Here is a 24,393-nt window from a genome sequence, read left to right as displayed (position 1 = left end):
TACCCCATAATTTCGGAATGTCGACTATAAGGTATCCGGAAAGCCGCAAATCATCATCGATAACCTAAAGTTGCCGAACTTGACCTCGACAGCCCAGCCTCGGTGACCTACATCCGGATAATTGTTGCGCCACATACGGTGATCGGCAATGATGCCCGTGTGCATATTCCAGTCGAAGTCCAGCCAGACTTCATTGAGCGTGTGGCCCGGCGAGGTGACCCGGTAGGGGCCATGGAAGAGCTCATCTGGAACGGCCTGGACGCTGATGCAAAAGAGGTTTTCGCAGAGATCGAGCTAAACGACCTGGACGGGGTCGACTCGATCACGGTCACAGACACCGGTCACGGAATTCCCGCCGACTCGGTACGTCCGGCCTTCAGTGGAATGGGCGGATCGTGGAAGAAAAAGGCCAAAAAGACAAGCAATCTCGGGCGACAGTTGCATGGCAGACACGGCTACGGTCGGTTCCGGGTCCTTGCCCTTGGCTCATCCGCCGGCTGGGTAACGGTCGCGGACGGGCCGACCGCTCGCACGCGCACCACCGTACGGTTCTCAGATGGAGCCAGCGTCTTCGACCTGGACGACAGCCGACTCACCGAGGAAGAAACCGGGACCACCGTCCGCGTTACCGGGGATGCCCCCAGGAAAAACCGGCTTCTTTCTGACCGCGTTAGGTTTGAGCTCACAGGCCGATTCGCTGTCTATCTGGATAAGTACCCTGATGTAAAAATTTGCTGGCGAGGGCGACGACTCGATCCGTCCGAAGTCATCCGCCGCCAGGACGAATATGCGCTTCACCTGGATGGCGTCGATGCGGAAGTCGCGACGGACGAGGAAAGCGCCGGACCGGTGCTACGCATCGTGGAATGGTCGATCAAGCCACAAAAGCGAGAACTCCTGATATGTGATGATCAGGGCGTTCACCGGCTGACGCTTTCGGCAGGAATTCAGGCACCCGATTTCAATTTCACCGCCTACATCTTATGGCATCGCCTTCGCAACCTGTCTGAATACGACTCCCTTGACGGCGAATTTGAGATAGACGATACACCACTTGGGCGAGTCGCGAAGGCGGCACGCGACCAAATGCGGTTACATTTCCGTATGCGGGAGAGCGAGCGGACCAAAGAGCAGATCGAGCTCTGGATACAAGAGGGCGTTTATCCTTATAACGGTTCGCCCGAGTCGGACGTCGAAGTCGCTGAGCGAGCCACATTCGATGATGTCGCAGTGTTGCTCAGTCGTCACCTCAAGGGCGGGAAGCAAGCTCGACGCACGCAGTTGGTCCTGCTCAGTGAAGCGCTCCGCAGGCAGCCGACTTCCATATCAAAGGTGCTCGAAGATCTGTTCAGCCTTTCTGCGGCACAGAAAGAACAGATCGAAAGGCTGGTGGGTCGTGCCAGCCTGGGAAACATCGTCGCCGCCAATGCGCAAGCCGTCGATCGAGTTGACTTTCTGGCGTTACTGCGAAGCCTGCTCTATGAGCCGGAGGCGAAGTGGGAGCTGCGCGAGCGGACTCAGCTCCATCGGATGCTGGAAAAAGAGCTTTGGGTTTTTGGCGATGAGTTCTCCAGCGCTGTTTCAGAAACTGGACTCACCGAAGCCCTGGAGCGACACCTGGCGATTCTCGAAGGAGCAGCCCCTCGCCGAAACTCCCGGCGGCCGGTTCGTCGCGCCGACGGGAGGTCAGGGCGCCTGGATCTCATGCTGTCCGGAGTCACCGGTGCGGACAAAAACAAGCGTCATCTCGTTGTGGAGCTGAAGCGGCCGAGTCTTACCCTCACAGAAAAGGAGCTCGCCCAGCTCCGCAGTTACGCTTTTGCAGTGGTTTCCGATGATCGATACAAACATGACGAGAAGACTCGGTGGGACTTCTGGCTGATCGGCAACACCATTGACCCGGCCCTGGAATGGCAGATAAAGGGCCTCAACCTTCCGCCCAACTGCGCCCAGGACGATGGACAGGTCGGCCTGTGGGTCTTCCGCTGGGGGCAGATTCTTGATATGTGCGAAGAGCGTCTACGCAAAACTCAGGAGCGGCTCAACTACGCGTCAAGCAGAGCGCTGGCCGCAGAATACGCAGAACGCGTGCATCCCGATGCCGACGTGGTCTCACTCCTGCCTCTGACATAACCAGGCCGACGACATTGATCAACTTAAGTAGAGGCGAACATCATGGAATCCATTCGCCCCAACCTCACCTGGATCAGGAGTAGCCACAGCGGCCCCAACGGAGACGACTGTGTGGAGGTGGCCATGAACCTGCCGGGCCTCGTCGCCGTACGCGACAGCAAGGACCCGTCCGGTCCGATGCTCACCTTCTCCCCGAGAGCCTGGAGCGACTTCCTGACGGGCATCCGCAGCGGAGAGATCTGACCTGTCCACGAGCGCCGCACGGCCGAAAGCGCCCAAAATCCATCCGGCCGTGCGACAGTCCGTACTCTTGTGGACCTGGTTGAACGTGTTTCGGAGCAGTTTCCCTTATGCGTCGCAAACCTGGAGGACCGCGCCGTCGTAGTGGCCGGCTACCTTGACGGTGGCCTTCTCGGGGGCGAAGCCCCGAACAGCCGCGAGGGGATGCGCGTCGAGATCCGCGTCACCGCCGTCGTCGACTCCGGTCGTCGGCAGGAGGTCAGCGAATCTCCTTGATGGGCGCGCACGGTTTCACCGGGCTGCCCGCCTTGGCGAGCCACATGCCGAGGTGCCAGGGCACCTGTGCGTTCAGGTTGTCGCGGAACTCCATGACGAGCGTCTCGCCCGGTCTGATGTGCTCAGGGGCGATCCGGATCGTCCGTACGGAGGTCACCGTGGCGGCCTGGGACGAACGCGCCGCCTTCGTGGCCGACCGCAGATCCCCCGGTCCGCCGGCGGGCGGCCCGCCGTAGGTCGCGTCCACACCGGTGAACCGGGGAGGCGCGCACAGCATGCCCGGCGCCAGGAACGTCACATCCGCCTTGACGCCGGCAGCGGCCAGCTTCGCCTCCAGCCCGTCGGGGTCGTGGAGTTCGTTGACGGTCACCGTCAGCGTGCCGTCCGGGCTCTCGGCCACCGCGTAGGCGGGGGCGCCGCTCCCGAGGACCAGTGCCGTCGCGACGGCCGTCGCCGCGGCACCGGCCGTGACCAGCAGCCGGGGGGTGGTGACAAGGCGCCGCCGGGAGTGGATCCCACTCATCAGGCGCCGTCGCGCTCCGGCGAGTTCGCTCTCGGTGGCCGCGGGGACGGTCTCCCACATGGTCTTCAGTGCGTCCATCGTCATTCTCCTCGTTCTTCCTGGTTCAAGGCCTGACGGATCTGCATGCGGGCTCGGTTGAGTCGCGAGGCCACGGTCCCCACCGGGATGGCGAGCGCGTCGGCGACCTCCCGGTAGTTCAGTTCGGCCCAGGCGACGAGCAGCAGCACGTCGCGATCGGCCCGTTTGAGCTTCAACAGGGCCTGCGCCAGCGGCCGGTTGACGGCCAGGGTGTTGATCCCGTCCTCTACCTGGACGCCGGGGATCTCCGCCGGATGTACGCCACTGCGGATGTAGGCGCGGTAGAGGTTCTTCTCGGTGCGTCGCCGTTTGCCGATCACATTGGAGGCGATCCCGTAGAGCCACGGGCGGGCGTCGGAGCGGCCCCTGTCGTAATCGCTCCGGCGCTGGAAGGCGGCGAGAAAGGTGTCCGCCACGACGTCTTCCGCCTCGCTGGGTCCCAGTCGCCTGGTCACGTAGCGGTGCAGGAGTGGTGCGTGCCGGTCGAACAGGACGGCGAAGATCTCGGGTTCGTTCAACGACCGCTCGATGAGGGCCGCGTCATCGACCCCGACGTCTTCGCGGGAGATTGTCATACATGTCGGCCTTTCCTGGCGTATGCGGTCACCTGTACTTACCGCGCCGGGCCTGAATCCTTCATCGGGCGATCTCCACACCCCGGGCACACGCCTCTCCCACATCCGAGATCTTTGGACGTGGGGGCGATCCATGACCCGCGCACAGCGGCTCTCCCGCCAGAAGACAGCACTTCACCAGGCGAAACGTTCCTCGCGGCGTAACCGGGCGGGGAACCGGTCAGCGGGCTCGGATGGTGTCCCCGACGAGTGTGCGGGGAACGTCGTCCGGGGTGCGTTTGTGTATCGCGACGGCCCGATGGGCCGCGGGGGCCGTTCGGTTCTTCTCACGGCCGGGACGTCGCCCTCTCAGGATCCGGGACAGGCCCTCACGGCACGGAGAGGTGCCGGTTGTCCGGGGAGTCCGACGCGCTGGGGGCGCGGAAGAACCGCGCGGATCGGGCGTGCAGGGTCCGGGTGAGCAACCAGTAGACCGAGGCGCCGTCCGGCCACTGGGTGACCACCCGGCCGCTCGCCGAGCGGAAGTAGTTCGGTGCCTGGGCGAACGAGCTGGCGTCCAGGCGACGCTTCAGCCAGCGGTTCAGCCGCCTGACCGCCTCCGGCCTGACCTCGACCGCGCTGGCACCGCGGCGGCGCATCTCCCGCAGGGAGCGCACCACGAACTTCGCCTGCTGCTCGAAGTTGAACACCGGGGCGTAGTAGTTGGTGTTGGGGCCGTACATCATGAAGAGGTTCGGCATCTCGTCCACCATGATGCCGAGGAACGCCATGGGGTCGTCGCCCCACTTCTCCCTCAGGTCGCGGCCCGCGCGCCCGTGGACCTCCAGGCCGCAGAGGAACTCGGCCGCACGGAATCCCGTCGCGGTGATCACGACATCGAGTTCGTGCTCCCGGCCGGTGGCGTCGACCACGCCGGTCTCGGTCACTCGTTCCACGGCGTGCGGAACGAGGGTGACGTCGTCACGCAGCAGGGTCGGGTAGAACGTGGAGCTGTGGATCGCCCGTTTGCCCAGGTAGGCCGAGGTCGGTGTCAGAGCCGCCCTGAGGTCGGGGTGGTCGGCGAAGACCTCTGCGAGGTAGTCCTGGCAGATCTTGACCGCCCGGGTGTCGACGGTCCCGCCGGGCCGGATGATCCTGCCGCCGAGCCACTTGCGTTCCAGCTGCAGAAACAACCGCCACCGGATGAGTCGCCGCGTCACCGGGTGACGCCGTCGGGCACGTTCCTTCTCGGTGAACGGGAGCGAGACCTTCGGGTCCACCCATGCGGGCTGACGCTGGAACACCGTCAGATGCTTGGCTCGGCCGCCGAGCTCCGCGACGATCTGGGCGGACGTCGAACCGGTGCCGACGACTCCCACCCGGCGTCCGTCGAGCGCCACGTCGGAACGCCACCGCGCCGTGTGGAAGATGTCGCCGGTGAACAGCTCGCGGCCCGGCCAGGCGGGCTCGTTCGGGACGTTCAGGAGTCCGACGGCGGTCACCACGGCCGTGAAACGCAGCACCTCACCGGTGTCGAGGTGCACGGCCCAGCGCTGGCCGTCCTCCTCCCAGACCAGCCGCCGGACGGTGGTGCCGAACCGGAAGTGGGCCCTGAGCCCGAACCGGTCGGCCACGTGCTCAAGGTAGGACTGCAGTTCCGCCTGGCCGGGGTAGGAGCGTGACCAGTCGTACGGGGCGAACGAGAACGAGTACATCGGGGCCGGGGTGTCGACCTCCGCACCGGGGAAACGATTGACGCGCCAGGTGCCGCCCGGTCCGTCCTCGGTCTCGAACACGGTGAACGAGTACCCGTGCCGCTTCAGCTGGTGGGCCGCCGCGAGTCCGGCGAAACCGCCACCGATCACGGCCACAGAGGGCATGGCTCCGCCCGTCGATGGCATGACTGCCTCTCTCTGTCGAGCTCGTGCCGGGGCACGATGATGTCTGTCGGGCTCGTGCCGGGGCACGATGATGTCTGTCGGGCTCGTGCCGGGGCACGACGATGTGCGGCGCTCGCGGGCGCCGAGGCTAGAGGACCTTGCTGAGGAAGTCGCGGGTGCTCGGATGCTCGGCCTCGCCGGACAGCCGGCTGGACGGGCCTTCCTCGACGATGCGGCCGTCCTCCATGAACACGAACCGGTCGCAGACCTCGCGGGCGAACCCGATCTCGTGGGTGACGATGATGGTGGTCATCCCGTCGAGCACAAGCTCGCGGATGACCTGCAGCACCTCGTTGACCATCTCTGGATCGAGCGCCGAGGTCGGCTCGTCGAAGAGCAGCACCTGTGGCTTCATCGCGAGGGCACGGGCGATCGCGACGCGTTGCTGCTGGCCGCCGGAGAGCTGGGCCGGGTAGGCGTCGGCCTTCTCGGCCAGACCGACCCTGGCGAGCAGTTCGCGCGCCTCACGACGCGCGTCCCCGCCCGGACGCCGTAGCACCCGGGTGGGCGCTTCGATGACGTTCTCCAGCACGGTCTTGTGCGAGAACAGGTTGAACTGCTGGAACACCATGCCGAGGCGTCGGCGCTGCCTCGCCTCCCGCCGCGCCGACAGCCGGTGGATCTTGCCGCCGCGTTCCTCGTAGCCGAGCAGCTCACCGTCGAGCATGATCACCCCCGAGTCGGTGCGTTCAAGCAGGTTGAGGCAGCGCAGGAAGGTGCTCTTGCCACTGCCGGAGCGTCCGAGCAGGCAGACCGTCTCCCCTTGGTGGACGTCCAGCGACACGTCGTGCAGGACCGTGTGCCGGCCGAAGGACTTGCGGACGTTCAGTGCGCTGATCAGCGGCGTCGTCATGACCTGGCTCTCACTCATCCCGGTTCACCCGGTGCGGCGCGTCGTGGCGGTGCTGCGGCCGAGCGTGCGCTCCAGGTGGTACTGGGCGACCGACAGCAGGCTGACGAGGATCATGTACCAGATGGTCGCCACCATGAGCAGCGGGACGACCTCGAACGTACGGTTGTAGATCTGCTGGACGCTGTAGAGCAGGTCCGAGACCGAGATGAAGGCGACGAGGGAGGTGGCCTTCAGCAGGTTGATGAGGTCGTTGCTCACCGGCGGCACCGCGATCTTCATCGCCTGGGGGAAGACGATGCGCCGGAACGTGTCCAGCGGGGTCATGCCCAGCGCGAGCGCCGCCTCGCGCTGCCCCTGGGGGACCGCGAGCAGCGACGACCGAATGATCTCCGAGGTGTAGGCGGCCTGCTGAAGGCCGAAGGCCAGCACGGCCGACCAGTAGGCGGTCATGAGGTTGCGCGTGTCCAGCGCGAACAGGTCGCCGCCGAAGGGGTTGGGGAGGCTGAACGTCGGATAGATCAACGAGACGTTGAACCACAGGATGAGCAGGACCAGCAGCGGGATGGACCGGAAGAACCAGACGTACGTCCCGCTGACGGCGCGCAGGACCGGGTTCGCCGAGAGCCGCATGTTCGCGATGACCACCGACACCACGAGGGCGAGCCCCATCGACAGTGCGGTCAGCGTGATGGTGTTGACCAGGCCGTTCATGACCTGCTCGGAGAAGAAGTAGTCGGCCACCGTGCCCCACTCGAAGGCGGGGTTGCGGGCGACGCTGATCGCGAGGCCGGCGACGGCGGCCACCATCAGTACCGCGAAGGTCAGCCGGCCGAGGTGAAGCGGACGTCCGTGGGGGAGCCGTGAGATCGATTCCATCCGGCGACGCCAGTCCTCCGGCGTCCCGTCCTTTCCCGCCTGTTCCGAGGGGAACCCGGCCGTGCTGACCTCACTCATGCGTGCGGCTCTGGGTTGATCACGGAACTCTTGATCGACATGTTCTCGGTACCGTACTTGGCGAGGATCTTGGCGTAGGTACCGTTCTTGATCAGCGCTTCGGTGGCCTGCTGCAGCTTGGCCGCCATGCCGTCGCCCTTCATCGAGGCGAACCCGATGTCGATCGCCTGATAGATCGGTCCGGTGATCTTCCACACGCCGGGTTCGGTACGCGTCTGGTAGCCCAGGCCGCTGGAGGTCGCCGTGGAGGCGTCGGTCCTGCCGCTCTTGACGGCGAGGTCGGCGGTCGCCTGGTCGGCGAAGGTCTGCACGTCGACGGGCTTCTTCCCGGCGGCCTCGCACTTCTTGGACTGGTCTTTGAGTGTCGACACCGGGCTCGAACCCGCGGTCACCGCGACGGAGACGCCGCACAGGTCGTCGAGTGAGTCGCCGATGGTGATGCCGTCGGCCTTGACACGGAAGCCGTAGCTCTCGATGAGGGTGGTGGCGAAGTCGAACTTCTTCAGCCGTTCGGCCGTGACGTCGGCGCCGGGCACCCAGGCGTAGGCGCCGCGCTGCAGGCCCAGGAGCGAGTTCTCGAACGACGCCTGCTCGTTCTTGACGGTCACCCCCATCTCCTCGCCGAGCGCGGTGGACAGGTCGGGCAGTAGCCCGGCGAGTTTGCCGCCGTCGTCGAGGAAGCTGTACGGCGGGACACCGACCTGCTGAGGGATGACGTAGACCTGCGACTCGGAGGTACCGGAGGCAGGAGCGGAGGCGGACACGGATTCCGTCGAGGAACCGCCGCACGCCGAGAGGACGGTGGTGCCGAGCACGCCTACGGCGACAACGCCGAGAGCGCGTCGGATGCGAACCAACGCCATGTTGGTCCTCCTGGTTTCTGGGGGTTTCGGTCGGTCGACCGTTGGGGGTGCTGTCACCCTAAAACGCCGAACTGTTCACAAGCTTTGTGGGGATGTATATATTTTTGTCCTGTTTGATAGATAGTTGGCCAAGTAGATAACATCCATGTCACAGAGTGCGGAGTCCTGTGAAATCTGCGTATCCGCGCTGGTCATCCACCCTGGCCGAACTCCTCGACGTCGTGCGCGACCCCTTCGTGTCGGTGGTCCACGCACCCGGCGGCCTGGACGTCCCCATCGGCGGCTGCGTCACCCTCGACGTGTCCGACGGAATGCCCCCGCCCGATGACCACGAGATGGACGGCGCCGTCGTCCTGCTCCTCGGCGTCCGCGGCCCTGACGCGGTCGCGGCGGCCGCCGATCTCGCCCGCCACCGGCCCGGAGCGCTCGTCGTGAAGCTCAAGGACGCCGACCCGCGGTCGCTGCGCGAACTCCCGGTCCCGGTCATCGGGATCACCGACCGGACGCCGTGGTGGCGTCTGGTCACCGTGGTCGAACGCTTCGTCCAGGAATCCGATGGATACGAGCGGCTCGCACGAAGGACCGGTCCCGCGCTCGGCGAGCACAACGACCTCTTCGGACTGGCCAAGGCGCTCGGCATGATGACCGGCACGTTGATCTCCATCGAAGACGTGCAGGGACGGGTGCTCGCCTTCTCCCCCTACAGCGACCAGGCCGACGACATCCGGCGTCTCACCATCCTCGGGCGCGAACCCCCGGCGGAACACATGGCGGAACTGCAGGCCATGCGGGTCTACGACCGGCTACGGCGCCCTCGTGCCACGGTGACGCTGAACGAGAAGGACGGATTCCGGCGCAGGCTCGGGGTCGGCATGCACGATCCGCGGTCCGGCGAGTACCTCGGCACCATCTGGATGCAGGAGACGAACCGGCCCTTCTCCCAACAGACCGAGGAGCACCTCGTCGCGGCCTCGATCTTCGCCGCGCGACTCGTCGGCCAGAGCCGTCTCATCCACACCATGGGCACCGAGTTCGTCCAGCGTATGCTCGCCCCCGGCTCCCAACGCGACGAGACCGGGTTCGTGCGGCAGTTGAGCCTCGACGCTCCCCAGGAGTTCGCCGTGGTCGCCTTCGAGGCGGTCGGTGACGCCGACGCGCGCCAGTGGCTGTCCTCCACCGAGGCGGTGACGATGCTGACGGTGCACGCCCACTCCGTCCGCGACGAGTCGATGGTCGCCCCGGTCGGGCTCCGCCTGTACGCCGTCCTCCCCGGCCAGGTCGAGGTGGACCGCTACCTGAAGTGGGCCCGCCGCACCCTGGCGGCGTTCGAGCGGCACCGGGGAGCCACCTTCCGTGCGGCGATCGCCTCGTCCCTGTCGGTGCCGACCGTGGCCGCGGCCCGCGCGGAGGCCGACCGCGTGTGCGAGACCGTCGCTCATACCCCCGACCGACCGGTGATCAGTCTCGACGGCCAGCGCACGGCGGTGCTGCTGTCGGAGGCGCTCACGACTCTGGGAGAGACGGATCTGCTGGCCGACGACCGGTTCCGCCGCCTGGTCAAATACGACCGGAGCCACGGCAGCAGCCTCATCGACACCGTCGCCGCCTACCTCGGCGCACTCGGCGACGTGGGCGCCACGGCGCGTTCACTGCTCGTGCACCCCAACACCGTTCGCTATCGCGTGGCACGGCTGGAACAGGTGGGCGGCTACCGCCTCGACGACCCCGACGACAGGGTGGTGCTCGACCTGCAACTGCGCCTGTGGCGCCACGAAGGGTCCGGCGACGCCTGATCGACGCGCTCCCGAGCTGGGCCCGGGACGAAGGGTCCGGCGACGCCTGACCGATGCGCTCCGAGCGGGGTCGGGACGGCCGCCCCGACCCCGCTCGGCCGCCGGCCGTTACTCGCCCTGGCCGATGGGGACCTGCACTTCATCGCCGCCGCCGTCGGGGCCGTCGGCGTTGTTGTCGGGGCCGTCGTTGTTCGACGGAGGCGGCGCGGGCTGGCAGCTCTGGCCGCACCCGCCGAACCGCTCCGTGTTGAGCGGGGTGAAGGACGTCGGATCGACGTTCTTCAGCGCCGCCAGCATCGTTTCCTTCCAGATCGGGCCCGAGATGCTGGCGCCGACGACCGAACCGTAGTAACGGCCGCCGATCGTGACGCCGTTCAGCTTGTACTTCTGCGAGCCGCGCGGGTCACCGATGCTGACCGCGCCGGCCAGGTCCGGGGTGAACCCGGCGAACCACGCGGTGGCGTAGCTGTCGGTGGTGCCGGTCTTGCCCGCCGCGTCGCGGCCGATGCCGCCGACGGCTCGCATCGTGCCCTTGGTGAACACGCCGGACAGCACGTGGGCCGCCGCGTCGGCGACCTCGGGGTCGAGGGCCTGGCGGCACTTGGGCTTGTAGTCGGTGACCTTGCCGTTCCTGTCGGTGATCCGGGTGATCGCCATCGGCGCGCAGTACTTGCCGCGCGCGCCGATCGCGGCGTACGCGTTGGCCACGGTCACCGGGTCCATCTCGTTGGTGCCGAGCGTGAACGTCGAGTACTCAAGGAGCTTGAGACCGTCGGAGCGGTGGATGCCCAGCGACTTCGCGGTCTTGATCGTCTCGCAGAGCCCGACGCGCTGCTCCAACTCCATGAAGAACGTGTTCACCGAACTCCAGGTGCCGGTCTGCAGGGTCTTCCAGCCGGGGGCGCCCTCGTCGTTGGTGACGGTGTGGTTCGGGTCGCCGATGTTCTCGCCCTTGCAGTTCTTGAACGCCGAGTAGCCCGAGGCGCGGAAACCGGCACCGGCGCTGAAGCCGTCGTTCACCTTCATGCCCTGCTTCAGTGCGGTGAGCAGCGTGAACGTCTTGAAGGTCGAGCCTGCCTGGAAGCCGACACCGCCGCCGTGCGCGGCGTCCGCGACGACGTTGTAGGACATCTCCTTCTTGTCCTCGTCCCCGCCGTACTTCCTGCTCGCCGCCATGGCCTTGATCGCCCCGGTGCCCGGCTGGACCAACGCCTCGGCCGCCACCGGGTTGTCGGAGGCGAAGACCCACTTCCTGATCGCCCTGTCCGCCGCCGCCTGCATGGACGGGTCGAGCGTGGTCCTGATCGTCAGGCCACCGCGGTTGAGGAACTGCCCTCTGGTCTTGGCCGTCTTGCCGAAGTCGGGGTTGTTCAGGATTTCCTGACGGACGTAGATGCAGAAGTACGGGTACTTGCTGGACTCGCAACCGCCGGGAAGCTTCGTCCCCTTGTAACCGAGCTTCGCCTTCTTCGCCTTGTTCGCCTCTTCCGGGGTGATCTTGCCCAGCTCGGCCATCCGGTCGAGCACGACGTTGCGCCGGTGCAGCAACCGGTCGCGATACTTCTTGCCCAGGTTGGGGTCGGTGGCGTTGGGGTCCTGCACGGCGCCGGCCAGCGTCGCCGCCTGCGGCAGGGTGAGCTTCGCGGCCGTGACGCCGAAGAACCGGTCCGCCGCCGCCTCCACGCCGTAGGCGCCCGCGCCGAAGTAGGCGATGTTCAGATACTTCTCCAGGATCTCGTCCTTGGAGTACTTCTCCTCCACGGCCATCGCGTAGCGCAGTTCGTTGAGCTTGCGCGCGTAGCTGGCCTCCAGCGCCTTGTCCTTCTCCTCGTCGGTGGCCGCGGAGTTGAGCAGGACCTGCTTGACGTACTGCTGGGTGATGCTGGAGCCGCCCTGGCTCACCCCGCCCGCGTGCAGGTTCTTGGCGAACGCGCGGATCGTGCCCTCAAGGTCGATCGCACCGTGCTGGTAGAAGCGGTAGTCCTCGATCGAGATGATCGCCGTCTTCATGATCTCGGCGACCTGGTCGATCTTGACGACCTTGCGGTACTCCTCGTAGAACCGCGCGATCTCGTTGCCCTTGACGTCCTGCACGACCGTGACCTCCGCCGGCGGAGGTTCCTTGAGATCCTCAGGCCTGAGGTTCAGCTCGTTGGTCGCCGACACGATGCCGAGGCCCGCGCCTCCCACCGCCGGTAGTGCGATCCCCGCGACCAGCAGACCCGCCGCCGCCGCGATGGCGGCGAGACGCCCGACACTGGACGCGACCCCTGACTGTCCTTCACCCCGTTCAGACATAAGCCATAGATTATGGGATTTTCCAGGTGCTCCTCGCCGTAATCCGCGATACCCGACCGCCCTCGCGGCAGTCGTTCCCGGTCACCGTGGCGGGAGATGCCCGGTCATCCGGGCACGGTTTTCCGCTGGGTTCGCACCACAACCGCAGTGCCGAGGTGCGCGAGGTGCTGTTTCACACATCAGGATGAGCTGTACACGGATGGTGGTAAATGCCATGATCACGCCTCATGGACACCGACGCCCTCCGAGAGACGATCGGGGCCGTCGAACCCGAAGGCCGGCCACCACGTGAAGCCAGGAAGCGGGGTGGCCATTGATGGAGTTCCAGGTGCTGGGACCGCTTCAGGTGACCCACGCCGGCCAGGAGGTCTTCGTCGGTGCCGCGTACAAGCCCCGGCTCGTGCTCGCCGTCCTCCTCGCCCGCGGAGCCGGGCAGACGGTCTCGGTCGACCAGCTCGTCACCACCGTCTGGAACGACAGTCCTCCGGCCTCCGCACGACGCAACATCCAGCTGTACGTGCATCGGCTGCGGAGCGTGCTCGGCAACGACCGCATCATCCGGCAGCCGGGCGGATACACGATCGTCACCGGCGACGGCCTGGACTCCACCCGCTTCCGTAGGCTCGCCGCCGAGGGAAGCCGGACACTTGACGCCGACCCCGCGAGGGCCGGCCGCATCCTGCGCGACGCCATCGACCTGTGGCGAGGTCCGGCGTTCGCCGAGTTCGGCGACTGCGAACCGATCTCCGAGGAGGCGGCGCAGCTGGAACAACTCCGGCTCGTCACCCACGAGCGGTGGGCGGAGGCGGAACTCGCCCTGGGCAGGCACGGCGAACTGATCGGCGAACTGACCCGGCTCGCGCTGGCGCACCCGTACCACGAGGGGTTGCGCGCCCACCTCATGGTCGCGCTGAACCGCAGCGGTCGCCAGGCCGAGGCACTGGAGGTCTTCCAGCAGACACGCGCCCTGCTCCACGAGCAGCTCGGTGTGGAACCGGGCCCCGCGCTCCAGCGGCTGCACCAGGACATCCTTCGCGGTGACGACCGGCCCCCCGCACCCGAGCGCGCCGCGCCCGCGACGACGGCCACGGTGTCGGACGCCACCCGTACGACACCGCCGGTGCCCAGGGAACTGCCCACGAACATCCCCGGCTTCATCGGGCGTGAGGACGCGTTCGAGGCTCTGGACAGGATGCTGCCCGGTGGCGCCACCGACCCGATCACCATCTCGGCCATCACCGGGATGGGAGGCGTCGGCAAGACCGCCCTCGCGGTGCGGTGGGCGCACCGGGTGGCCGACAGGTTCCCCGACGGGCAGCTCTACCTCAACCTGCGGGGGTATTCGCCCGGAGCCCCGGTACACCCCGCGGACGCGCTCGCCGGTTTCCTCCGGGCGCTGGGCGTCTCGCCGGGACAGGTTCCCGTCGAGGCGACGGAGGCCGCCGCGCGCTACCGCTCGCTCATGGCGGGACGGCGGATCCTCATCCTGCTGGACAACGCGAGCTCGGCGGAACAGGTCCGGCCCCTGGTGCCGGGCAACGCCGGTTGCGCGGTGCTCGTCACCAGCCGCGACCGGCTCACCGGGCTGGTCGTCCGCGAGGGCGCCCAGCGCATCACCCTCGACACGCTCGCCCCTGCCGAGACCGAAGCCCTGTTCGGCCACCTTCTCGGCGCGAACCGCGTACGGGCCGAACCCGAGGCCGTCGCCAGGCTGGGAGAGGTGTGCGCCCACCTGCCCCTCGCGCTGCGCATAGCGGCGGCGCGCCTGCTGGACCGCCCGAACTTCCCGATCAGGGACTACGTCACGGAACTCGGCACCGGCAGTCCGGTGAACGCGCTCACGATCGACGGCGACGAGGAGACCGCCGTCCGCGCCACCTTCGACCTGTCGTACCGGCTCCTGCCCGAGCACGTGCGACGGATCTTCCGGCGGCTCGGGCCGGTCGCGTCCCCCGACTTCACCCCGGCCGCGGCGGCGGCCCTCGCGGACGTCTCCGAGCAGGAGGCGGCGGCGGCGCTGGATCGGCTCACCGACGTCCACCTGGTCGACCAGCACGGCCCCGGCCGCTTCACCGTGCACGACCTGCTCCGCCGATACGCCGACGACCTCTCGTCCGCCGAGGACGGCGAGGAGGAACGGACGAAGGCGACGGGCAGGCTGTTCGAGTGGTACCTGTCAATGGCCGGCGACGCCGCGAAGGTGCTCTACCCGGACATGCTCCAGCTCCCCGCGCCCGACGGGATCGTGACACGGACCGCGGCCGTCGACACCCCCGCCACCATGCGAACGGCGACCGTCGGCGACCCGGCCGCGGCACAGGCGGCCATCGACGACCCGGCCGCGGCACGAACGGCGACCGTCGACACCCCCGCCACCCCACGGAAGCCGGCCATCGACAACCCCGCCGCCGCCATGGCGTGGTTGAGCGCCGAACACCACAACGTGGTCGCGGCGATCGATCACGCGGTCCGGCACGGTCCCAGACCCATGGCCTGGCTCCTGGCAGACAGGCTTCGCGGCTACCACAACTTCTCCAGACGCATGGTCGACTGGCTCGCCACCGGCCGTGCCGCACTCGCCGCGGCCCACGCGGAACGGGACCGGCGGGCGATGGCGTCCGCGTTCCTGAACCTCGCCCACGCCTACCACTGCCTCGCCCGCTACAACCGTTCGATCGCCTACCTGAACAGGGCGGTCGCCCTCAGCCACGAGACGGGATGGACGCAGGGCGAGGCGAGCGCCCTGAGCAATCTGAGCACCACGTTCATGTTCGTCGGCCTCCCCGACGAAGCCACCCGCCCTCTGTCCAGAGCGCTCGAACTCCACGACCGTCTCGGCTCCGAGCAGACACGCGCCAAGATCCTGAACAACCTCGCGAACGCCTGCAGACAGTCCGGCCGGCTCCGCGAAGGGCTCGACCACGCCGTCCAGGCGTTGACGCTGATCCGCGAGACCTCGGCGCCGAGAGCCGAAGCGGTCGCGATGACCACCATCGGCGAACTCCACCACCAACTCGGCCACCTCGCCGCCTCCGCCGACCACCTCACCACCGCCCTCGCCCGTCACCGGGAACTCGGCGACCGATACCTCGAGGCCGACACGCTGGCGTGGCTCGCCCTGGTACGCCGTGACTCCGGCCGGCTGGAGCAGGCCCACGACACCGCCGAGGCCGCGCTGGGGATAGCGGTGGACATCGGCGACCGATTCACCGAGGTCCAGGCGATGAACACGCTCGCCTCCATCCGTGACCACTCCGGGAACCCCGAGGAGGCCCTGCGTCTCCACCGGACCGCGCTGGGCATCGCCAGGGAGATCAACGCCCGCCACCTCGTGGGCGAGGCGCTCCTCGCGCTGGGCATCACCCACCACCGCTCGGGCGACCACACAGCCGCCGCCGACCTCGCCGAGCAGGCGCTGGAACTTGTCGGCGAACCTCATTTCCGCGTCGTCGAAGGACGGGCGCTCACTGTGCTCGCCTACGCCTGCCACCGGCGGGGACTCCTGACGGAAGCCGAGAAGTACGGCCGTCGAGCCCTGGACAACCACCGGGCGACCGGGCACCGGATGGGCGAGGCCCAGACCTGGGTCGTACTCTCCGCGATCTCGCATGACAACGGCGACACGACCACCGCGGAAACCCAGGAACGCCTCGCCACGGAGCTTTACGCGGAGATCGGGGCCCCCTTCTCGCGGGAGTTGACCGGCTGATCCCGGCGTTCCCGCGCCTCGGGCCCTTCCTCTACTCCGAACCGTCCCCGCGCCTCGGGCCGTCCCCGCCCTCCGGGTCGTTCCCCTGCCCCGGGCCCCTCCCGTACCCCGGACCTTCTCCATACCCTGGGTTTTTCCCGTGCCCTGGGCCGTTCCCGCACCCTGGAGCGGAGAATGCGCGTCCTCGACGTCGGCGAACGCGGCGAAACCGCGCAGCCGACGTCCTTCCCCGGAGGACGGCAGGCTCTCCACTGGTTCGGATCAGGGACAGATGCCGTAGAGGTAGCAGTCGTCCATGGCCGGACCAGACCGGTTCTCGGCGATGACGGGCCTGAACCAGTCGTACGGCTCGGGATATTCGAGGGGAGGAACCTCGGCGGCCGCACTGTGAGCGGACAAACCGACAACCGCGGTGGACAGTGACGTGGCCAATACGGTCAGCATCGCGAGCGTCGCCCAGCGCTTACGCAACATGATGAGTGTCTCCTTGCTCGACGCGCCGCCAGGCCCCGCTAGCGAAACGCTGCGCCAGAGTATGGAGCACATGTATATCGGCTGTATATCACCTGCTCAGCGGCGGTTTTCCGGGAAGCGGAACCTTGGCGAGACCCCCCGCGCCCATGGTTCCCGACCATCCCGACTTTCCCGGCAGCGCCTCGACCCCGTTTTCCGGCCAGGACTTCGAAGCCGGAACCCGGAGCCGGAAACAGTCCGGCGAGAACGGCTTCGACCTGCGGGCCGACGACGAGGACGCGCGATGCGCGGCTGCTATACCGCCGCTATACCGGGTCACCGCAGAATCCTTCACAGCACCACGGCGTCGGCTCGGATCTCCCGCAGGGCTCGGACCGGCGCCCTCGTGCCGGCCCGGTTCCGCCGCGGGACCCGGACCGGCCACCGTCGTGCCGGCTCGGATCTCCCGCAGGACCCGGGCCGGCATCGGAGAGACAGTCTGGTTTGCAACGGGGCCGCGAACCAGCTGCGATCCACCGCGTACCTTCGGGTTCGAACGGGAAAGCGGTGGATCGGCTGAGCGGACAAAGAAACAGATGGCTCGGACTCTCGAAGAAGTCCCTGGTCCCGTCGTTTTGACGGGACCAGGGACTTCTCTCCGTGTGGCGAGAGCCGATCGGACGGTTCGGCGCGCGGCTTGGAGCACATCGGGCCGACTATCGCTTGGCTCAAGGCCGGCACGACGGATGTCGGGCGGCCGGAGTCAGCGCCGGTGCCGGGCTACCGGGGAACCTCGCAGGTAGCCGGCCACCCGCTCCAGGAGGGGCGGTCGGCAAACAGAAATATATTTATGCGTTTATCGCAAGGGAACATATCCTCGCACTTTTGCCCGGAGACCAAGGTATCTACCTTACTGTGCGGGCAAGTTGACGGAAGCGAGATGGATTGCATTCCATTCACGCGTTAAATTGCGAATACATCCGACTCTGAGACTGTTTTCCCAGGTCACAGCGACAGAGAGGGATGCACGACCGAAGAGGACCGGTTCGAAGCCGCTCGAAGGGCGCACGCTATGACGGTATATGCCTATCGGTGCCCTTACTGCTCCGAAATTGAGGTCACTTTTCCGATCGGAACGGCATCCGCCGCGGTGCGGTGCCCAGACTGCGGCGCGGTCTCGCTTCGGATGTTCTCGGCGCCGATGCTGGCGCGCTCCCCGGACGCCGTGTCCACCCTGTTGCAGCGCGCGGAGCGCAGCGCCCACGAGCCCGAAGTCGTCACGTCCCTGCCGCGGCGCCGCACCGGACGCGCGGTGACCGCCCATCCCGCTACCAGCCGCCTGCCGCGGCCGTGACCGTCTCTGTCTCACAGCGCCGAAAGGAATCCGAACCGTGCCGGAGCTGATTTTCCCGCTCGACTCATCCAGAAGGTTCACCGACCAGGCCAAGATCGGTCACAACCGCTGGCACCCCGAGATCCCGCCTGTGGCACGGGTAAAGCCCGGCGACAGCTTCCGGGTCCACTGTCGGGAGTGGTTCGACGGTGCGATCCACAACGACGACTCCGCCGAGGACATCCGCGATGCCCCGATGACGACGGTGCACGCGCTCAGCGGCCCGTTCGCGGTCGAGGGGGCCGAGCCGGGTGACCTGCTGGTCGTGGACATCCTCGACCTGGGGCCCATCTCCCAGGAGGACAGCGGCCCGCTGGCCGGTCAAGGCTGGGGTTACACCGGGATCTTCCCCACCAAGAACGGCGGTGGGTTCCTCACCGAGCAGTTCCCCGACGCCTACAAGGCGGTCTGGGACTTCTCCGGTCAGATCGCCACATCACGCCATATCCCGGCGGTGTCGTTCACCGGCATCACCCACCCCGGACTCATGGGCACCGCGCCGTCAGCGGCGCTGCTGTCGAAGTGGAACACGCGAGAGTCGGCGCTGAGGGCCACAGACCCGGAGAGAGTGCCGCCGCTGGCCCTGCCTCCCGAGCCTCAGGACGCCATCCTCGGCTCTGTCTCCTCCTCCGAGTTCGACCGAATCGCAGCCGAGGCGGCCCGCACCGCGCCACCGCGAGAAAACGGCGGCAACCAGGACATCAAAAACCTCACCCGGGGATCCCGCGTGTTCTACCCGGTGTACGTATCCGGTGCGAACCTGTCGGTCGGCGACCTGCACTTCTCGCAGGGCGACGGCGAGATCACCTTTTGCGGTGCCATCGAGATGGGCGGCTTCATCGACCTGCGGGTCGACGTCATCAAAGAGGGCATGCGGACGTACCGCGTCGACGAGAACGCCATCTTCATGCCGGGCCGCACCGCCCCCCAGTACAGCGAGTGGCTCGCCTTCTCCGGGGTGTCCGTCACCCTGGACGGCGAGCAGCGCTATCTCGACTCGCAGCTGGCCTACCAGCGGGCCTGCCTGCACGCGATCGACTACCTGACGGCGTTCGGCTACAGCCCCGAACAGGCATACCTGTTGCTCGGCGCCGCGCCGATCGAGGGCCGGCTGTCGGGGGTGGTGGACATTCCCAACTCCTGCGCCACCGTCTACCTGCCAACCGCGATCTTCGACTTCGACATCCGCCCCGGCGCGTCCGGCCCGTTCCGCGTACCCCAGGGCACCAGCGCACCACACGCCGCCTTCGGCTGACCTCTCAGAGAGCGTTTGGCTGATAAGTAGGGTGTTTTGTGCTTGTTTCTGCAAGCAGCGGAAAGTACAGGGAGTGAAACGTCTGGGAAAGTCGGTACCCATAGTGACATCTGGTGTGGATGCGACAGTGATCTACGGCTTTTCTCCCGTCTGGTTTAAAGATGATCCGTCGTGGGTTTTTTGTGGCTGGCGGTGGCGCTGTAGTTCGTTGTCGTGACCTGCAAGTCTCTGGGCTCGACCTGCAAGTCTCTGGGCTCGACGATCTGGTCGGCGATAGACCACTGCCATGGCTGGACCTCCCCCTTGTCCCAGCGATCTGCCCGATGCCCGCCGACAGCTGATCGAACCCGTCCTGACCGCCTGGCGCGCCCGCCGCCAGGTACGCCAGGCCGAAGGACGCAACCCCGAAGCATCGGCGTGCGTGATCGACGCGCAAAGCGTCAAGACCTCCACCAACGTCCCTGCCACCGGCCAGGGCACAGACGCGGCCAAGAAGATCGTCGGCCGCAAACGCAGCATCGCCACCGACACGCTCGGCTTACTGCTCGCCGTCCTGGTCACCGCCACCGACGTGCAGGACTCGGTCGCCGGCACACCCCTGCTCAACCAACTCGCCACCGGCCAGAGCCTGGATCGATGGCGGCCACCGCACGCACTTCATCGACCATGCCGCCACCCTCGGCATCGATGCCCAGGTCGTGTCCCAAGACCCCGCCACTCGCGGATTCATCGTCCTGCCTCGCCGGTGGGTCGTCGAGCGCACCTTCGGCCGCTCACGCACCACCGCCGCCTGGCCCGCGACTACGAGACACTGCCCACCGCTTCCGAGGCCGTGCAGACCGGAAAGCTTGCCCTGGCGGTCGCGGTGGAGCAGATCGGTGATCACCTGCCGAATCCGGCTGCGACCTCGGCGAACGTCTCCCCCCTGCGCAGGTGGACCAGGACTGGCATGGCCTGCTGTCCGGGGTTGAGCCGGCGCCAGAGCGACCCGATCGCTTTGCGCCGCCGGCGTATCAGCCCAGCCACGTAGTTCAGCGTCGAACGCGACAAACCCACGGCGGCGCGCTGGAAAAGCACTCGAAGCTCTTGGTTCCGACGGCCTGGTTGTGGTGATCAACCCGTCTACCAGGAGCTTTCCACATTCGTCAGGCAAACACCGAGTCTGCGGCCACTCCGTGATCAGCCAGACCGTCACAGGGGGATGAAAAACGTTCAGTGCGCAGCTGAAGAGTCGGCGGATACTGCGGAAGTCACGCTGCCGTCCAAAAGAGCAGGCCGGCCGATCAAGCAATTCACGTCCCGCAGATCCATGAAGCAGGCTGAAAAGCGCTCAGTACGCGACCCAAAACACCCTCACGAAACATCGAGGCCAGTGGGCCAGGTCTACCTGCCGGTAACGGCTTTCTTATACGCCGGGCTGCCCAGGGGCGCCCTAAATCGATGATCATCGCTTTTCCGCCATGTCCAAAAGCGGACAACTAATGACATGTGCTATTGGCTGGAATTATGACGGTCTGTAAATCCATACCCGCAGGTCAAGTCACAGTTAGCGCTATCACTTCCCCGTGGACACAAAGCCGGAAAACCAGCATGAGGCCGATGCTTTACCAGTCTCAATAACAAGAGTCAAGTCATTGATTAACCACTTAATGCATGGAATACCGGATGCATCCGAACAAGCGAGTCACAGAGGAGCATTCCGGTGGAAATCCCCCCAACCACCACAAGATCCCCACGATCCCCTCGTCGTCTGGCAGTGGCGCTCAGCGCCGCCCTCGTCCTTGTCGGGATGAGCGCCGGGCAGGCCGTCGCGGCCCCCGCCCCCGCCCCCGTCAAGGACACCACCACCCGGCCCATCGAGCCGGCCGGCGCGATCCCGGGCGGTTTCGCCTCCTGGAAGGACCTGCTGGCCACCCAGGAGAAACTGGTCAAGGCCGCCGACCGCGTCACCGCCGCGGTCAAGGCTCAGGGCGGTGCCGGGTTCGCCGGCATCGTGGCCGCGCCGGAGAACCATGAGCTCCGCGTTTACTGGAAGGGGAACACCCCCAAGTCCGTCCGCGACCTGTTGGGCCAGGTGCGCCAAGAGGTGCCCGTCAGCGTCCTGTCCGCCGCCTACTCGGCCCGCGAGCTGGAGCGGGAAATGAACCGCCTGATCCGCACGTCCGGTGACGCGATCACGGCGATCGCGCCGAACGTCGACGGCTCGGGCCTCACGGTATCGGGCGCCGACCACGGCCTCACCCGCTCGAAGGTCGCCGACTCGGCGGTGCCGGTCACCGTGGAGGCCGGCGTCAAGCCGACGCTGACCACCCGCTGGGACGACTCCCCGCCCTGGTGGGGCGGCGCGGCCTGGCGTAACGCCAGTACCGGCGGCGGCTGCTCGACGGGCTTCGCCGTCACCTACGGCGGGACGAGCAGGATGCTGTCCGCGGGCCACTGCGGCAACGCCGGTCAGACGGCCACCGACCCGACCGGCCAGGTGATCGGCTCGATCTCGCCGGACAACGACGGCCTTGACGTGCTGCTGATCAACGGCACCTCCGCGGGCCGGGTCTTCAACAACAACCCCGGCTCCACCTCGCCGGAGTTCAGCAACCCGGTCATCGGCACCTCCAGTTCCTACGTGGGCCTGTGGGTGTGCACCTCCGGCGCGTACTCGGGCACCAACTGCAGCATCCAGGTGCAGCAGGTCAATGTCACGATCAATGTGGGCTACCTGATCACGGGCACGGTGCGGGCCGAGCAGTCGGCGCGCACCAACGCGGTCGGCCAGGGCGACAGCGGCGGCTCGGTGGAGGTCATCAATTCGGCCAACACCTCCCAGGTGTACGCGGCGGGCGTCAACACCGCGATCGACAGCAGCACCGCGGTGTCCTGCACCGGCTACGTGACCAGCGGCCGCGTCTGCGCCTGGCGGATGTACTACTCGCCGTGGAGCAACGCGACCGCCGCGTTCCCCGGTATCGCCATCGTCCTCGGATGATCGACGAGATCTGATTCGAGCGATCAGGGGCCGGTGCGCAGGCGCCGGTCCCTGATCGTCGCCCGCACGCGGCCGGCCAGGCCCCAGCCGACGTGGACGAAGTACTGATCGGCCGTCGCTTGCCGGAAGTGCCGAGGACGTCGCTTAGGAGAATCCAAAGTGCACATCCCCCTGAGAACCCGCAGGTCAACTCGATTCCGTTACCTGGCCACGGCGGTCGGCGTCATGATCGCCGTCGCCGGGATGGGCACCGCCCAGGCCGCCGGCGCACCGGACCCGGCCAAGCCCTGGACCACGGGATCCGTGGAGCACACCGGACCGGTGCCGGGTGGCTACGCCTCGTGGAAGGACCTGCTGCTCGATCAGCAGAAGATGGTCAAGGCCGCCGACCGGATCACCGCCGCACTGGCGGGCGACGGCGACGGCTACGCGGGCGTCGTCGCGGCGCCGGAGAACCGCGAACTGCGCGTGTACTGGAAGGGCAAGCCCGCCAAGGCGATCAACGACCTCGTGGGCCGGTTGCGGCGCGACGTGGCGATCAGCGTGCTGCCGGCGCGGTACTCGGCGCGTGAGCTGGAGGGCGAGGCGAATCGCCTCATCCGGGCAAACCGCGATCTGATCACCTCCATCGAGCCCCTTCAGGACGGCTCGGGCCTGAAGGCCACCACTGCCTCGGCCGGCGCGACCCGCACGGCGATCTCCGACGCGGCGGTGCCGGTCACCCTTGAGCACGGTGTGCAACCCAAGGTCGCCAGCCGCTGGAACGACAGCCCGCCGTGGTGGGGCGGTTCGGTGTGGGGCACTCCGTCACCCGCCTGCACGACCGGTTTCGCGGTGACCTACCAGGGCGTCCCCAAGATGCTGACCTCGGCGCACTGCGCGTCGGTCGGCCAGACCGCTGCGGACCCCACCGGCCAGGTCATCGGCACCGTCACGCACAGCAACTCCTCCCGTGACGTGCTCCTCATCGACACCAATGCCGGGGGCCGAGTCTTCAACAACCCCGTCAACAGCGTCGCCACGGAGTTCAGCAGCAGCGTGGTCGGCACCACCAGTTCGATCGTCGGCCAGTTCGTCTGCACCTCCGGCGGCTTCTCCGGCACCAACTGCACCATCAAGATCACTGCGGTCAACGTCACGATCAACGTGGGCTGGCTGATCCAGGGCACCGTCCGCGCCGAGCAGCAGGCGTTCACCAACGCGGCCGGCGGCGGCGACAGCGGCGGCCCGGTCGAGGTCACCAACCCGGCCAACACCAACCAGGTTTACGCCGTCGGCACCATCACCGCCACCGACTACGGCACCCAGGTCCCCTGCACCGGCTACCGGCCCACCGGCCGCGTCTGCACCTGGCGCATCTACTACTCCCCGTGGAGCAACGCGACCACGGCGTTCCCCGGCATCGCCATCATCCCTGGATGACCGACCTGACACCTTTCTGAGTCGAGTGATCGGGACCGGGGCCAAGGCTCCGGTCCCCTTTGTCCTTCCACCCGAACGCTTCCGTTTCATCGACTCCCGCAGGGAGGACCTCATCCGGCCGGCAACATATTCACGGAATACAGCAACCCGGCGACCGGCACTCAGAATTCCTACGTCGGCCTTTTCGTCTGCACCTCTGGCGCCTATTCCGGGACCAACTGCAACGTCCGGGTCATCACGGTGGGTGTGACCCTCAATGTTCCGAGCGTCCCTGGAGGATTTCTCTCCGGCATGATCCGGGCCGAGCAGCGGGCGTTCACCAACGCGATCAGCGAGGGCGACAGCGGCGGCCCGGTCGAGGTCGTGAACCCCAGCGACAACACCCAGGTGTACGCCGCCGATGTGACCTCCGCCTACGACAACGGCACCTCCGTACCCGTGCACCGGTTATGTGAACGCCGGCCGTACCTGCGCCTGGCGCATGTACCACTCCCCGTGGAGCAACGTGATCGCGGCCTTCCCTGAAATGACCATCGTCACCGGACGATCGGCGGACTTGGGTGTGACATGCAATGACCGAAAGGGGTCGGCGCTCAGCGCCGACCCATTTTTCGCGCCATGAGCCGATCGTTTCCCGGAAACGGGGGTCATTTTTTCAATCCCGGTTCGAACG

General features: G+C 67.0%; 18 protein-coding genes and 2 pseudogenes. 10 read left to right on the top strand and 10 right to left on the bottom strand.

The features are described from left to right. The first annotated feature begins 102 nt into the window (after positions 1–102). The 3 genes from ACIBH4_RS31220 to ACIBH4_RS31210 all read left to right on the top strand — a co-directional run bounded on the left by ACIBH4_RS31220 (position 103) and on the right by ACIBH4_RS31210 (position 2,649). Positions 103–2,133: an ATP-binding protein gene (locus ACIBH4_RS31220; protein ID WP_362764718.1), complete on the top strand. Its 2,031-nt coding sequence runs from the start codon at positions 103–105 to the stop codon at positions 2,131–2,133. 42 nt (positions 2,134–2,175) lie between these two features. Then, a complete protein-coding gene (locus ACIBH4_RS31215; protein WP_362510178.1) occupies positions 2,176–2,376 on the top strand; it encodes a DUF397 domain-containing protein in 201 nt (66 codons plus the stop codon). Positions 2,377–2,445: 69 nt separating this feature from the next. After that, a complete protein-coding gene (locus ACIBH4_RS31210) occupies positions 2,446–2,649 on the top strand; it encodes a hypothetical protein (RefSeq protein ID WP_362510176.1) in 204 nt (67 codons plus the stop codon). Here ACIBH4_RS31210 and ACIBH4_RS31205 read toward each other — a convergent pair. From ACIBH4_RS31205 to ACIBH4_RS31180, 6 genes are all read right to left on the bottom strand, one after another. Beyond that, the gene (locus ACIBH4_RS31205) at positions 2,633–3,250 is read right to left on the bottom strand and encodes a hypothetical protein (RefSeq protein ID WP_362510172.1); all 618 of its coding nucleotides are present in this window, start codon (positions 3,248–3,250) and stop codon (positions 2,633–2,635) included. The genes ACIBH4_RS31210 and ACIBH4_RS31205 overlap by 17 nt on opposite strands. 2 nt (positions 3,251–3,252) lie before the next feature. Then, positions 3,253–3,825 (bottom strand): RNA polymerase sigma factor, encoded by a 573-nt coding sequence (locus ACIBH4_RS31200; RefSeq protein WP_362764721.1) that lies wholly within the window; start codon positions 3,823–3,825, stop codon positions 3,253–3,255. A 368-nt stretch (positions 3,826–4,193) separates the two neighbouring features. Beyond that, on the bottom strand, positions 4,194–5,705 hold the full coding sequence (locus tag ACIBH4_RS31195) for a flavin-containing monooxygenase (protein ID WP_399173316.1): 1,512 nt from the start codon (positions 5,703–5,705) through the stop codon (positions 4,194–4,196). 127 nt (positions 5,706–5,832) lie between these two features. Continuing rightward, positions 5,833–6,615: an amino acid ABC transporter ATP-binding protein gene (locus ACIBH4_RS31190; RefSeq protein ID WP_362510163.1), complete on the bottom strand. Its 783-nt coding sequence runs from the start codon at positions 6,613–6,615 to the stop codon at positions 5,833–5,835. A 6-nt stretch (positions 6,616–6,621) separates the two neighbouring features. Then, on the bottom strand, positions 6,622–7,551 hold the full coding sequence (locus ACIBH4_RS31185; RefSeq protein ID WP_362510161.1) for an amino acid ABC transporter permease: 930 nt from the start codon (positions 7,549–7,551) through the stop codon (positions 6,622–6,624). Further along, on the bottom strand, positions 7,548–8,414 hold the full coding sequence (locus tag ACIBH4_RS31180; RefSeq protein WP_362510158.1) for a transporter substrate-binding domain-containing protein: 867 nt from the start codon (positions 8,412–8,414) through the stop codon (positions 7,548–7,550). The genes ACIBH4_RS31185 and ACIBH4_RS31180 overlap by 4 nt, the downstream gene beginning before the upstream one ends. A 167-nt stretch (positions 8,415–8,581) precedes the next feature. Here ACIBH4_RS31180 and ACIBH4_RS31175 point away from each other — a divergent pair, with 167 nt between their 5' ends. Next, entirely contained in the window at positions 8,582–10,207 is a 1,626-nt protein-coding gene (locus ACIBH4_RS31175; RefSeq protein WP_362510156.1) for a helix-turn-helix domain-containing protein, read from the top strand. A 108-nt stretch (positions 10,208–10,315) separates the two neighbouring features. On the opposite strand, the gene ACIBH4_RS31170 is transcribed toward ACIBH4_RS31175, so the two are convergent. After that, complete coding sequence (locus tag ACIBH4_RS31170; RefSeq protein ID WP_362764726.1) at positions 10,316–12,505, bottom strand: transglycosylase domain-containing protein; 2,190 nt, start codon at positions 12,503–12,505, stop codon at positions 10,316–10,318. Between the two features lie 316 nt (positions 12,506–12,821). Between ACIBH4_RS31170 and ACIBH4_RS31165 the strand changes: the two genes are divergently transcribed. Further along, positions 12,822–16,214, top strand: coding sequence for a BTAD domain-containing putative transcriptional regulator (locus ACIBH4_RS31165; protein ID WP_362764729.1), 3,393 nt, complete (start codon positions 12,822–12,824; stop codon positions 16,212–16,214). 261 nt (positions 16,215–16,475) lie between these two features. Here the strand turns inward: ACIBH4_RS31165 and ACIBH4_RS31160 are convergent, their stop codons facing one another. Continuing rightward, positions 16,476–16,688, bottom strand: a complete 213-nt coding sequence (locus tag ACIBH4_RS31160) for a hypothetical protein (RefSeq protein ID WP_362510147.1) — start codon at positions 16,686–16,688, stop codon at positions 16,476–16,478. A gap of 1,370 nt (positions 16,689–18,058) precedes the next feature. On the opposite strand from ACIBH4_RS31160, the gene fmdA reads away from it, so the two are divergent. Both fmdA and ACIBH4_RS31150 read left to right on the top strand, forming a co-directional pair. Beyond that, a complete protein-coding gene (gene fmdA / locus ACIBH4_RS31155; protein ID WP_362510144.1) occupies positions 18,059–19,315 on the top strand; it encodes a formamidase in 1,257 nt (418 codons plus the stop codon). A gap of 286 nt (positions 19,316–19,601) precedes the next feature. Further along, positions 19,602–20,150: pseudogene (locus ACIBH4_RS31150) on the top strand (transposase); the annotation flags it as partial. 56 nt (positions 20,151–20,206) lie between these two features. Here the strand turns inward: ACIBH4_RS31150 and ACIBH4_RS31145 are convergent. Beyond that, positions 20,207–20,392 (bottom strand): annotated as a pseudogene (locus tag ACIBH4_RS31145) (IS5/IS1182 family transposase); the annotation flags it as partial. Positions 20,393–21,071: 679 nt separating this feature from the next. Here ACIBH4_RS31145 and ACIBH4_RS31140 point away from each other — a divergent pair. Continuing rightward, positions 21,072–22,298: a hypothetical protein gene (locus ACIBH4_RS31140; protein WP_362510141.1), complete on the top strand. Its 1,227-nt coding sequence runs from the start codon at positions 21,072–21,074 to the stop codon at positions 22,296–22,298. 23 nt (positions 22,299–22,321) lie between these two features. Here the strand turns inward: ACIBH4_RS31140 and ACIBH4_RS31135 are convergent, their stop codons facing one another. Further along, a complete protein-coding gene (locus ACIBH4_RS31135) occupies positions 22,322–22,456 on the bottom strand; it encodes a hypothetical protein (protein ID WP_399173310.1) in 135 nt (44 codons plus the stop codon). Position 22,457: 1 nt separating this feature from the next. Between ACIBH4_RS31135 and ACIBH4_RS31130 the strand changes: the two genes are divergently transcribed. After that, entirely contained in the window at positions 22,458–23,720 is a 1,263-nt protein-coding gene (locus ACIBH4_RS31130) for a hypothetical protein (RefSeq protein ID WP_362510139.1), read from the top strand. Positions 23,721–24,011: 291 nt separating this feature from the next. Then, the gene (locus ACIBH4_RS31125) at positions 24,012–24,245 is read left to right on the top strand and encodes a hypothetical protein (RefSeq protein WP_362510136.1); all 234 of its coding nucleotides are present in this window, start codon (positions 24,012–24,014) and stop codon (positions 24,243–24,245) included. Positions 24,246–24,393: the final 148 nt, after the last annotated feature.

Origin of the sequence: Streptosporangium sp. NPDC050284 (genome assembly GCF_044459525.1) — a bacterium.
GTDB lineage: Bacteria > Actinomycetota > Actinomycetes > Streptosporangiales > Streptosporangiaceae > Streptosporangium.
The sequence above is the reverse complement of the archived record's forward strand: the minus strand, read 5'-3'. Positions and strand labels throughout refer to the sequence as shown.